We start from the raw sequence: 12003 nt of genomic DNA on the forward strand, positions 1-12003 counted from the left end.
CGTCGTCAGAAGGGAGGGATGGCATCGAGCAGCGGGGCCAGGCCGAGTGCGTGGAGGGGCTGCGGGTAGGGGGCGGATTCGAAGTCACCGGGATTATGACCGGGGAGGGGACCACGGGTGGCGACGACGGGAGCGCGGTCAGGACTGCGCCCGGAGTCGTCGTGAATGCCAGAGGTCGCCATGCGGCTCAGGGCGGCGTCGGCGAGCCCCTTGCGAAGGCGATTCAGGACGGCGGGAGTGACGGCCCGGGCGAGGACGTCGGGCACGCGGGCCGCCGGGCGGGCCTCCTGACGCGGTCCAGTGCGGCGGGGCAGCATGGTGATGCTCCCGTCCGATGCGCGGCGATACCGGGCGCCGGTGGGAGTGCGCCACACCAGGGCGCCGTCACGGGCGCGAGTCAGGGACCAGCCGGGGGTGTGCTTGAGACGGTGGTGAGCCCGGCACAGACAGGTCAGATTGTCCAACGACGTGGTGCCGCCACTGACCCAGGGCACAATGTGGTCCAGATCGCATGCGCGTGCGGGTGCATCGCACCCGGGGTGAGTGCATGTGCTGTCGCGAACGCGGACGAGATCGGCCATGGCCGCGGGCGGCCGGTAGCGGGAACGACCCGCATCCACCACGGCGCCCGAGAGCGGGTCGGTGACCAGGCGCCGCCAGGTCCCGCCCGCCGCCAGCGCCCGAGCCACAGCGGCCGGCACGGGCGCGCTCCTGCCGGCCGTGCCCATGCTCGCCCCCGGGACCTCGGCCCGGCCGGGCAGAAGGTCCACGCCGGATATGAGATTCGCATCGGGCGCGCCGTGAACGGATGGACCTCCTCCAGGACGATCGGCGTCGGACGACGCGGCTCCGGGAGGTCCAGCAGCGACGCCGACCGGATCGGCGATACCGGGTCGTGCGTCGAGCGCTCCGTTGCCGGGAGGACCGGCGTCGGAGATTCCGGTGGTGCGGGGCGGACCGCCTCTGGACGATCGAGGTTCGAGGACGTCGGTGAGGTGGTCCAGGGGGACGATGACATCCACGTTGACCTTCAGCCCCGGGGGCAGCGGCACCGGATCGGCGCCCGACGGCATCCACCATGGACCCGTCCGGTCGACCAGATCGCTGAGCGCGGTCAGCAACCCTTCAAGAGGGACCCCATCGGGCATCGGACTCGCCGCGATCGGTCCATCGTCCATCGGACGCACCGGCTCCGCCGGAGCAGCCGCGTCCGCGGCATCCGCCGAGGCCTCCGATCCCGCCCCTGCGCCGACCGAGCCCGCAGCACCGACCAGGCCCGCAGCACCGACCGGACCCGCCGAACCACGAGGGTCGGGCGGGGCCGTCGGGACCGCTTCCGCGGCGTCCGCCGGCCCGATCGGGCGCACGGCAGCGGGCTCGCCCCCACCCCCACTCGTCCCAGCGGTCCGCGGAGTCGTCGCACGGTATCGGCTGCTCCTCAGGGTATGCAGGCTCATGGCGACCAAGGCGTCGGCTCGCAGCTGCCCCAGGGAGCGCTGGTCGCCCACGGCTCGCGCCGAGGCGGCGATGGCGTCCAGGGTCGCATCCACCAGGAAGGCGTCGGAGCGGGGCATGAGCATGCGCATCTCGCACACTCCCGTGCCCGCCTGGCGCGGCCGGGACACATGACGTTGCGCGGTGTTGCGCCGAGTTCGTCGACTCACTCCCTCGGGGTCCAGCGAGGTGAGCGCCCGGTCCACGTCCCGGCCCAGCTGGGCGCGCGTGCGGTGCGCGGCCCTGCCCAGCACTCTGGCCTGCACCGCCTCCGCCACGCGGGCGGGCTCGCCCTCGAGCCGTCGCACCAGCAGAGTCGTCTTGGACTCGTCCAGCAGACCCACCCGGTGCAGGCCCTCGATCGGCGCCAGCCGCCCATCGAGCAGCCCGAGGCCGCGGTCCACCAGTTGCGAGGCTCGCGTGCGCGAGACACCCAGACGGCATGCGACCTCGCCAGTGGCGTTCCAGCGCCCCGCCATCATGTCACCGGGCGACGCCGCCTCTCGAACGGCCCCGCCCTGCTCGGCCCGATCCTGCTCGCCGTCCTCCTCGCGATCCTCGTCCCGCTCCCACCGCGGGGGCGGGGAGGGGAGGCCGCGCATCTCCGGGCAGAGGGCCAGACACGCGGCCGCCACAGCCTGCGCCCATTGCGCCCATCCGGCCAGACGCCCGCAGGCCGCCATCAGCTCGCTCAGGCCATCCGCGCCCAGCTCCACCAGTGCTCCGACGCCCCGCTCGCCATCGATCATCAGCGCCCCCGCGGCCTCGGTCAGCATCCGCTCACTCGGTTCCACCACACCGTCGAACAGTCCGGGGCCGGGGGCCCTGGACGCGTCGTCCGCACCGGGGGCCCGGACGAGCAGAGGCGACACCAACCGCTCGATCACGTCGGCCAACCCGGCGCCCGGCACCATCCCCGCGAAACGCATCAGGACGCTCTCAACCCGATCGGAGGTAGCCGCGGCCGCGCCCGCGGTCGATCCGGCAGGCTCCCCGGCAGCGCTCCGCTCATCGAACATATGTACACAGTATCTCCTGGGTACGACACGAAACCGCAGCCCTTAACAATGCCCGGCGCCCGGGGCACCGCCGGCGGGCGGGGACCAGCAGCCACAGGGCAAGCGTCAGCAGGCCCGGCGCCCGGGGCACCGCCGGCGGGCGGGGACCAGCAGGCACAGGGCAAGCGTCAGCAGGCCCGGCGCCCGGGGCACCGCCGACGGGCAGACCCCGGCACTACGCCATCGGCCCGGACGAGCGCCGGCAGGCGGCCAGCCGGTCGCTGTCGCCGTCCTTCCTCACGCCCGGGACTCAGCGGTGCGGGAACGACGATGAAGGCCAGAACCTTGTGTCCTTCCCCACGCCCGGGACTCAGCGGTGACCATGACGTCAACACTGTCATTGAGGATCGCCGTCCTTCACCGCACCCGGAACCCGGGCACCGCACGACCCGCCCGGAACGGCCCGGATCACCCCGCGTCGTCCGCGTCGCCGTCCGAGGCGAGCGCCCCGCGCACTTCCTCGGCCTGGCGCCCGGTGATCCGCCCAGCGTCCTCGGCTCGCCGCGTCGTGGCTCGTGCGAGTGCCCGGTAGGCGTCCACGACGTCGTCGAGCGGGCGGCCCTCGTCATCGAGCAGGGCTCCCAGCGCCTCGACGTGGGAGCGGACGGTGCCGGCGTCGCCGCGCGATACCGGGCCGCTCAACGCGGAATCGGCGCCCTCGGTCAGGGCTCGATCCAGCGCGGCGGTGAGCAGCGGGCCGAGGGTGGCGGCGCCGTCGTCGACGCCGGCGGCCGCCAGGATGCGCACCGCCTGCCCGACGAGCGTGACCAGGTGGTTGGCCCCGTGGGCCAGCGCCGCGTGGTAGGCGGGGCGAGAGGCCTCGGGCAGGACGAAGGGCTCGCCGCCGAGTTCGACGGCCAGGGCCTGGGCGATGGGCAGAACGGCGTCGGGGGCGGTGACGGCCATGGGGCAGCCGGTCAGCCGGGCGACATCGGTGGAGAAACCGCCGAAAGTCATGGCCGGGTGGAGGGCGAGCGGGATGGCGCCGAGCCGTCGAGCGGGATCGAGGATCCCGATGCCGTAGCGCCCCGAGGTGTGGACGACCAGCTGACCGGGCTGCCACCGATCCAGGTCGGCCAGGCCGCGGACGAGCGGGGCGAGGGCGTCGTCCGGAACGGCGAGCAGCACGAGCTCGGCGCGCTCGACGATCTCATCGATCCGGAGCACCGGAACGCCCGGCAGAAGAAGCTCGGCGCGCTCACGACTGGCCTCGGAGACCGCGTGCACGCCGATGATGCGGTGATCGACGGCCCGCAGAGCGCTGCCCAGCACCGCACCCACGCGTCCGGCGGAGATGATGCCGACACCGAGGCGGCCGGGACGCGAGCCGGCGGAGGGGGTCGAGGGGATCTCGGACATGCCGCCGATCGTCTCACGCCGTCCCGGTCGGAGCAGCAGAGCCGTCATCCGCGGCCCGGGCGAGCCAGCGGTCGAGCCTCTCAGCACGACGACGGCGCGGGGCCCTCTCGGAGACGACTCGCTGGATGGCGGCCGCATCGGCGATATCGAGATTGCTCAGGCTCGTGCCCACCGCGCGACCCACCATGTCCAGATGGATCGTGGCCAGCCCCCGGCTCCGGGCGAACGGCCCCTGGAGCACCCGCGTCGATTGGATGCGCTCGTAGGGCACCACACTCACGCGTCGCGTCCAGCGTCCGAAGCGCAGGACGACGCACGTGTCGGTCAGGGCGATCGCCTCGCGCCGCCAGGCCAGCGGAGAGAAGATCCTGCCTCGCGGCGAGATGCGAATGAATCCCCGCGACGGCGAGCCCGCCGGCGCCTCCCGCCGTCCTGCGCCGTCGTCGTCCGCCCCGGACAGGGCCGCGGCGAGGAAACCACCGGGATCGGGGACCCCCAGGTCGGGAACCACCAGCCACAGGGCGCGCAGGGCCGTGTCCCGCCTCCCCACGGGCAGCAGCACATCGCCAGTGCGCTCCTCGGACGTCCGGGACGACGAGGAGTCGGACGAACGACTCCCCTCCCGTCCGGCGACACCGACCCTCACCCGCCACCAGTCCTCGCGGCGCCACAGGAGTCCCTGCTCGATGCTCACCGCATGGACCCGCCCCGGTGGAAGAGTCGATGAGATCTCGGAGGTGAACCCGAATCGCATGCGGATACCCGCCGGTGTCGCGGCGGCCTGGAACCCCCAGCCGCGGTTGAATCGGTTCCACACGGCCCCGACGATCGCGATGGGACCCGCGATACCCGGCAGCAGAACGCCGAGGCCCGCGCCATCGTCGCCGATCACGGCCATGACTACTCCGATGACGACGACGATGACCAGGACGGCGGCCCATAGGGTCATGGCCGACCGGAGGATCGAACCGATGAGAATTCCGGGACCGACGATGTACAGCGGATGCTCCTCGCGTTTGCCGGCGGAGCGCAGTGGCGCCGCGTCGACAGCGCCCTCGAACCCGAGAGGAGCGGACCCGCTGACACGGCCGACCTCGCTCGGGGGGCCGGGCGCGGCCGGACCAGCCGAGCCGGACGCGGCCGGGTCAGTGGGGTTGGGTGCGCCGAGCGCGGCCGGACCAGCCGGGCCGGACGAGCCGGACGAGCCAGCCGAGCCGGGCGCAGCGGTTGAGACGGCCCGTGCACTGCTATCGGCCGTCCGGGCGGGGTCCTCGGCGTCGCCGGCTGCCAGATCGAGGATGAGGTCGCGCAGCGCCTCGAGTCGGGCGGTGCTCAGATATCCGATGACGACGCGCGAGTCCGACCCGCCCGCGACCTCCACCGTCAGCATGCCCAGGCCGAAGATCCTCCCCAGCAGGGGATGGACGACGTCGACGGCCTGGATGCGCGGCAGTCGGGCGACCCGCAGCTGCCTGATGACGATGCCGCTGCGCAGATACACGCCATCGCGATCCACGGCGTAGGTCTTGGCCCACCATTGCAGGAAGAGGAAGGAGACCACGACGACGATCACGGCCAAACCCCCCAGCAGGGCCCAGCGCACGACGCCGTGGGCGAGATCGAAGCCGTGGGCGGTGGCGTACCGGTAGGCGTCGGCCAGGTTATCGACATTGCGGACGGCGATGATCGCGATGAAGGCAGTGACGATCTTCCATCCCTCCAGGAGCGGTGAGACGGGATGCATGCGCCGCCAGTCGATGCCATCCGGCACGGCGATGCGGCGTCCGGCGCCCGCGCTCATAGCCCGGCCATTCTCTGCTCGCCGCGATCGGCGAGGAGGCGGCGCAGGTGCTCGGCCTCCTCGACCGGCAGCCCGTTGATGGTGGCGTCCGTGGCCGCCGCAGCCGTGTGGAGCCGGACCTCGGCGATCCCCAGCCAGGCGGCGAGCGGCCCCTGAGAGGTGTCGACGTACTGCATCCGCCCGTACGGGACCACGCAGATGCGGCGGAACATGATGCCCTTGCGCCACAGAAGGTGGTCGTCGGTCAGGGCGTAGCCCATGGCGCGCACCTGGCGCGGGACGAACCAGGCGACCCATGCCGCGAGGACCGCCATCACCATGACGCCGGTCCATATCCATGGGCTCCACATGATCGCGCCAACCGCGAGGACCGCGGCAGGTGCTCCGACTCCGACCAGAGCGCCCACGAGACGGACGGTGATGAGCCTGGCCGAGACGGGGCGGAAGACAACACCGGCCGGGCTGAAGGGATCGCCCACCGAGCCGAAGGGACCGCCCATCGGTTTGAAGGAGCCGCCCGCAGAGCCGAAGAGGCCGCCCGCCGGGCCTCCCGTCCAGCCCGCGGGATCTCCTGCCCGTCCCGCCCCGCCCGCGGGGGCGCCGGGCGCCGGGCCGCGGCCCGTGGAGGGCGTGGCGGCGGGTTCATTGACAGTGCTCATCGATGCTCCTCGACCGGGTTGTACCGTGAACTGGTTGCGGACGGCGCCCGCGGCCGGGACGGAGCGAAGCGCCGTGACGGGTGCCGGCAACACGATCTCACGAGGACGGGTCGCGCGCCCACCATCTGCGACGGTCCTCGACCAGCGGGGGATCCCGCCGCCACGTTGACGAGAACGCCCCTCAGGCGGGAGCCCTGCGGACACCACGGTCTGCGGTAGGGCGATGAGCCCCGGGGGCGGAGGCCTCCCCTCAGGCGGGAGCGCTACTGCGATCGCCGGCACCGCTGCCAAAAGCTCAGGATGAGGCCTCCCCTCAGGCGGGAGCGCTGCCATCGGGCAGCGATGACTCCGAGCCGTGCCCGCCGTGATCGTCGTCGTCATCGGCGTCGATGGCGCACCAGTGCTCCACGAGCACGCCGACGCCGCACCACAGGAGGCATGACACCAGGCAGGCCCCCGCGGACCACGCCAGCGAGCTCATGGCCGGCGAGGGCGGGGTGAGGAGGGCCGTGGCGAGCTCACCGGCGTAGACCCCTCCGATAAGAGCACCGACGATCGCCGAGGCCTGGGCGGCGACGGCGGTCGTGGCCGCGCCGGTCGGCGTCATCCACGTGGACTCGTGGGCGCGCAGGCGCCGCACGGCGAGCCCGGCGACGAGCACGACCACGGCGATCACCAGCGCGACGACGGCTCCCCAGGGCGTCAACGACGGCACCCACCCGCAATGCCGCAGTGAGAGATCGGAGACGACCCAGGTGACGACCGCGGGTGCGATGAGGCACGCGAGGACCGTGGCCCAGCGCGTGCGGAACATCAGAGACCCTGTCCGTTCCTACCGATGACGTCGCCCCAGTCCAGAGGGGAGGCCCAGGCCTCGTCCTGCGACCCGCCGGCCTGAGACGCGGATCCCGTCCGGGGCATCGGCGGGTGCGCCGGGTCCTGCGGAATCTGCTGCTCACCGGGCATCGCGCCCGTTCCGGGAGCACGACCGGCGTCGCCCTGCGCCCGACCGGGCGCACTGGCCATATCGCCCCCGGCGGCCCCGTCATCCATCACCGAGCCGCCGGCCTGAACGGGCCCCGCGTCCGCAATCGGGCCGCCGGCCTGGCCGGGCGCCGCATTCGCCACCGGGCCGCCGGCCTGGCCGGGCGCCGCATCCATGGCCGGGCCGTCCGGGCGGAGGCCCTCGACCGGCCCGGCGGCCTCTGCGCTCGAGCCGCCGCCCACCGGAGCGCCCGAGCTCTCCTCGCCGAGTCCTCCGGGCTCGGATCCGCCCATCATCGCCCCGAACTGGTCGTCCCCGACCTCGGGGGGCGCCACGTACTGGCCGGTCGGCAGCGCAGGGAGGTGGTCGGAGTCCAGCCAGTCGAGAGCCAGCCAGCGCACGCCGTCGCGATCGGGAGCGTTCTCGGCGAGAGAGGCGACGTACTGGTTGCCGATCTCGGCGAAGGGATCGGCCTGCGCCCAGGGCACCAGGACGAAGGCGCGCTGGGCGGCGCGCGGGTGCGGCAGGACCAGCTCGGCGTCGTCGGAGGTGACTCCCTCGTAGGTGATGATGTCCACATCCAGTGTGCGCGGCCCCCGGGGCTCGGTGCGCACGCGTCCGGCGTCGGCCTCCAGGCCCTGGCAGACGGAGAGGACCTCGCGAGGCGCGAGCGTCGTCGTCGCCAGCACGACGGTGTTGAGGTAGTCGGGCTGCTCCGGGCCGCCGGGCTCGACGATGGCGGCCGTTCGGGCCAACGGCGCGACGTTGGCGACCTCGATGCCGTCGATCTCCCGCAGGGTGCGGACCGCGGCGCGCAGAGCGGGAACCACCCCGCCGACGTTCCCGCCCAGCGCGAGAACCACCTCGACCGGATGGTCCGGACGTCGCCCCAGGACATCGACCGGTGCCGGCACGGGGGCCGCGGGAGCGGGCGCGGCCGCGTCCCCGGCATCTCCAGCGGGCGCGCCCTGCCACGGCTGAGCCGACTCGCCGGGCAGCCCGACGCCCGCCCCGGGATCGCCGGCGCCGCCGTCCAACGACGCGCCCTGCCACGGCTGAGCCGACTCGCCGGGCAGCCCGACGCCCGTCCCGGGATCGCCGGCGCCGCCGTCCAGCGACGCGCCCTGCCACGGCTGAGCCAACTCACCGGACACCCCGACGCCCGTCCCGGGATCGCCGGCGCCGCCGTCCAGCGATGCGCCCTGCCACGGCTGAGCCATCTCATCGGAGGCGACGGCGTCAACCGCGGGCTCGCTCCCCCACGGCACGTTCGCCTCCGCCGGGCCACCGGCGCCGTCCGCCGGCGAGCCCGACCACGGCTCGGCGCCCCCGAGGCCCGGGGCGCCCTCGGGCGCCCGGCTCTCATCGGCGTCCTGCCCGTCGCCGGCCGCGGAGGCCATCCCCCCGACGCCCGCCGCGGCGGCCGGGCTCCCGACAGGGCCGCCGGCGGTCCCGGGGGCCTGGGCCGGCCACTGGCCGGACGCCGAGTCGGGGACGACGGCCTGGTCCGACGCATGACCGGAGAGTGGATGACCGCCCTCGCCGCCGGTGCGATGGATCGTCACCGAGACGTCCTCGAAGGCGACGTCCAGGGGCGCCTGCGGCTTGTGGATGGTGACCTCGACGGCGGTCACGCGCGGGAAGGCCAGCACGGCCTCGCCGACACGGGCGGCGAGGGTCTCGATGAGACTCACCGGCTCCCCCTCGATGACGGCGACGACCGCCCGGGCGACCTCGGAGTAGTCGACGGCGTCCTTGACCGCGTCGGTGACGGAGGCGACCGCGGTGCCGCGCTCGCCCAGGTCGAGGGTGACATCGGCGGTGAAGAGCTGGCCCTCGGTGCGTTCGAAGGGGAGGACGCCGTGGTACCCGCGGGCGGACAGGCCCGACAGCCGGATCTGATCGGGCGTGGTGGTGGTCATCGGTGTTCCTTCCAGAGGGAGGCGGTTCGGACGGCGTCCCGGTTGGCCGGGACCTCATGGACTCGCACTGCCCAGGCACCGGCGAGGGCGACGAGGGCCGTGGTGGCGGCGGTGGCGGCGTCTCGGGCGATCGGGTCGGCCGCCGCGGACTCGGGCAGGCTCAGGGACAGGAAGCGCTTGCGCGAGGAGCCGATGAGGACGGGCAGGCCCAGCTCCCGGCGCAGACGCTCGGTGGCGGCCAGGAGCTGCCACGACTGCTGATGGGTCTTGGCGAAGCCGAGGCCGGGATCAACGACCACCTGACGACGATCGACCCCGGCGGCGTCGAGCTCGTTCAGGCGCTCGCGCAACTCGGTCTCGACCCCGGACACGACGTCGCCGTGGGCGCTGTAGTCGGTCAGGCGATCCATGGTCTCGGGGTCGCCGCGCCAGTGCTGGCAGACGTAGACGGCACCGGTCTTGGCGATCACCTGGTGCATATCGGCGTCGGCCAGGCCCCCGGAGACGTCGTTGACGACGACGGCACCGGCCTCGACGGCCGCCTCGGCGGTGGCGGCGTGAATGGTGTCGACGGAGACGGCCGCGCCATCGTCCGCGAGCGCGCGCACAACGGGGATGACGCGCGCCTGCTCGACCTCGGGGGTGACGCGAACGGCGCCAGGACGGGTGGACTCGCCGCCGACGTCGACGATGTCGGCGCCCTGGGCGAGAAGCTGACGGCCGTGGGCGACGGCGAGGTCCGCGGTCTCCCAACGGCCGCCGTCGGAGAATGAGTCCGGAGTAACGTTGATGATGCCCATCACCAGGGTCCGACCGGCCGCCGAGGCCTCCGCGAGAGGGGACGGCAGAGGCACCGGTGCGGGGTGCAGGACATCAGTCACCCTCCCAGGGTAACGGTGCACGCGAATTTCTTCGGGAGCGGCGAGGCGCAGGCGGTCGGACGGCGAGTCCGCCCGCAGCCGACCGGGGCGCTCCACGGGAGTCTCCCCGCGTTCCCGCTCCTTCGCCTCCCCGACCCGTCCCTTCGCCGAGATCGGTCGTATTCCGCGTCGAGATCGGTTCAGTTCCGGCTCGAGATCGGTTCCGTCCCGTGAGCCCTCGTCCCGAGGGCGTCGACGACGCGCAGGCCGTCGGCGGTCGGGGATGTTCACGATGAGTGAGAACGTGTTCCGGAGGCCGGGTGCGGTCGAGCCGAGGCTGAGGGGGAACCGCAATGCGACGGGAAAGCGGGGCGCAGGCGTGCTGGAGTGGATGGTGCGGATGAGTGGCACCGCAATGCGACGGGAAAGCGGGGCGCAGAGCGGAGCGGAGCCGGAAGACCGGCCGGAGGACCGGTTCGGTGCGGCGACGGCGATGATCGGCGGCGCCCGTGCTCACCACCCGGGGTACGGCCAGAGGCTCGTCCGCGGCGGAACGCCCGCCCGCCCCTCCCCGTCGGTCCGCCGGCCGAGGCGCCGACGAGCGGACCGCGCCACCTCGGGGTCGGGCGGGAAGGCGCCCAGCGGCAGCGTGGAGGCACCGGGAACGAGCAGGCGGACGCAGACATCCCCCTGCGGCGCGGACCCCTCCGAGAGAAGAACCTCCCATGCGCATCCTCGTGGGAAGCACCCCGCCGGCCGCGCCGGTGGCACCGGCTGCGCCATTCGTGCCGGCCGCGCCATTCGTGCCGGCCGCGCCATTCGTGCCGGCCGCGCCGGTGGCACCGGCCGCGTTATCCGCGCTGTCCGCACCGGCCGCCCGGTGGCCCGACCCGCACCGGCCACCGGCCCCGCCGCGACGGTCCCGGTCCGACGGCGGATCTCCGCTCTCATCCGGGGGTCCAGGAGGAGCTGGACGTGGCACAGGGGATCGAGGAGGCGCCGATGCAGCGGACCGAAGGCGTCGAGGTAGCGGCGGTCCTCCCGGTGCGGGCTGAGGACGCCCAGGACGTGGCCGGCCGTGCGGTGCAGGGGGTCGTCCGGATCATCGAGCGCCCTGGCGACGACCAGCTGCCACAGCGCCCTGGCGCACGCCTGTCGTCGTCCCCCGCGATCGATCCCCGAGGCCGCGCCCAGGGCCGTGATCCCGCCGTCGTCGATGACGGCCAGGCACACCCGGGAGGCGAGCCCTCCCGGAAGGATCCCGAGCCCCACCGATAGCCCGTCGGCGCCCCAGGCCCGCGCGTCCTGCTGGGCCCCGGCGGAGTCCAGAGGCGCGGGAGGCGGGGCGCTCGGATCGGACCACCAGGTCCACAGCGCGTCCTCGGCGCACAGGGACGCCCAGGCGGCGCTGCGTGCCCGACGACGGGACGCCCCCGCTCCCAGTCCCGCGAGCAGGGGCGGGTGGGTGCGGGGCTCGTCGGGGCGGGTGTCGTGGGGGCGCGCGAAGGCGAGGGAGTAGGGGACCCAGCCGTCCGCCGGCCGGTCCCCCAGGCGGCGGGCGGGCACCCAGGCATGGGGCCTGGTCGGATCCACACGTTCGATCGGGCATCCGGGCTCCTCGAGCAGGGAGGGGTCGAGCAGGCCCAGGGACGGGACCTCGAGGATCTGCTCGCCGCCGTCGATCAGCTCCCGCGGCGAGGCGATCCGCACGGGCAGCCGCCCGTGATCGGCCGACCACCAGTGGCGCGCCGCCGTGGCGCGCAGGAGCGCGATATCGTCCGCATCCCCCTCATCCGCGATGGTGACGGCGACGGCTCGTTCATCGACCCCCGGCGCCGGCGGCATGCTCAACTGGTAGTGACGGA

The 12003-nt window shown here is 73.8% G+C and carries 8 protein-coding genes; all 8 read right to left on the reverse strand.

Annotation, left to right across the window (positions count from 1 at the left end):
- Positions 1-5 precede the first annotated feature (5 nt).
- Positions 6-2513, reverse strand: a complete 2508-nt coding sequence (locus tag G448_RS0107265; protein WP_084436464.1) for an HNH endonuclease signature motif containing protein — start codon at positions 2511-2513, stop codon at positions 6-8.
- Positions 2514-2960: 447 nt separating this feature from the next.
- Positions 2961-3911, reverse strand: a complete 951-nt coding sequence (locus G448_RS0107270) for a Rossmann-like and DUF2520 domain-containing protein (protein ID WP_026407452.1) — start codon at positions 3909-3911, stop codon at positions 2961-2963.
- 13 nt (positions 3912-3924) lie between these two features.
- Positions 3925-5712, reverse strand: coding sequence for a PH domain-containing protein (locus G448_RS15585; protein WP_051268719.1), 1788 nt, complete (start codon positions 5710-5712; stop codon positions 3925-3927).
- Complete coding sequence (locus G448_RS0107280; RefSeq protein ID WP_390882945.1) at positions 5709-6371, reverse strand: PH domain-containing protein; 663 nt, start codon at positions 6369-6371, stop codon at positions 5709-5711. The genes G448_RS15585 and G448_RS0107280 overlap by 4 nt, the downstream gene beginning before the upstream one ends.
- A gap of 313 nt (positions 6372-6684) precedes the next feature.
- Positions 6685-7185, reverse strand: coding sequence for a DUF3180 family protein (locus G448_RS0107285; protein ID WP_026407454.1), 501 nt, complete (start codon positions 7183-7185; stop codon positions 6685-6687).
- Positions 7185-9278 carry a 2-amino-4-hydroxy-6-hydroxymethyldihydropteridine diphosphokinase gene (gene folK / locus G448_RS0107290; protein ID WP_026407455.1) on the reverse strand — a complete coding sequence of 698 codons (2094 nt, stop codon included), beginning with the start codon at positions 9276-9278 and terminating at the stop codon, positions 7185-7187. The genes G448_RS0107285 and folK overlap by 1 nt, the downstream gene beginning before the upstream one ends.
- Positions 9275-10159: a dihydropteroate synthase gene (gene folP / locus G448_RS0107295; RefSeq protein WP_026407456.1), complete on the reverse strand. Its 885-nt coding sequence runs from the start codon at positions 10157-10159 to the stop codon at positions 9275-9277. The genes folK and folP overlap by 4 nt, the downstream gene beginning before the upstream one ends.
- Positions 10160-10651: 492 nt before the next feature.
- Complete coding sequence (locus G448_RS0107300) at positions 10652-11983, reverse strand: YcaO-like family protein (RefSeq protein ID WP_169720830.1); 1332 nt, start codon at positions 11981-11983, stop codon at positions 10652-10654.
- Positions 11984-12003: the final 20 nt, after the last annotated feature.

This window comes from Actinomyces gerencseriae DSM 6844 (genome assembly GCF_000429265.1).
Taxonomy (GTDB): domain Bacteria; phylum Actinomycetota; class Actinomycetes; order Actinomycetales; family Actinomycetaceae; genus Actinomyces; species Actinomyces gerencseriae.

Excerpts from the sequence above, each read along its gene's own strand:
- G448_RS0107265 (WP_084436464.1), bottom strand. The coding sequence starts at position 2,513 with ATGTTCGATGAGCGGAGCGCTGCCGGGGAGCCTGCCGGATCGACCGCG.
- G448_RS0107270 (WP_026407452.1), bottom strand. The coding sequence starts at position 3,911 with ATGTCCGAGATCCCCTCGACCCCCTCCGCCGGCTCGCGTCCCGGCCGC.
- G448_RS15585 (WP_051268719.1), bottom strand. The coding sequence starts at position 5,712 with ATGAGCGCGGGCGCCGGACGCCGCATCGCCGTGCCGGATGGCATCGAC.
- G448_RS0107280 (WP_390882945.1), bottom strand. The coding sequence starts at position 6,371 with ATGAGCACTGTCAATGAACCCGCCGCCACGCCCTCCACGGGCCGCGGC.
- G448_RS0107285 (WP_026407454.1), bottom strand. The coding sequence starts at position 7,185 with ATGTTCCGCACGCGCTGGGCCACGGTCCTCGCGTGCCTCATCGCACCC.
- folK (WP_026407455.1), bottom strand. The coding sequence starts at position 9,278 with ATGACCACCACCACGCCCGATCAGATCCGGCTGTCGGGCCTGTCCGCC.
- G448_RS0107300 (WP_169720830.1), bottom strand. The coding sequence starts at position 11,983 with ATGCCGCCGGCGCCGGGGGTCGATGAACGAGCCGTCGCCGTCACCATC.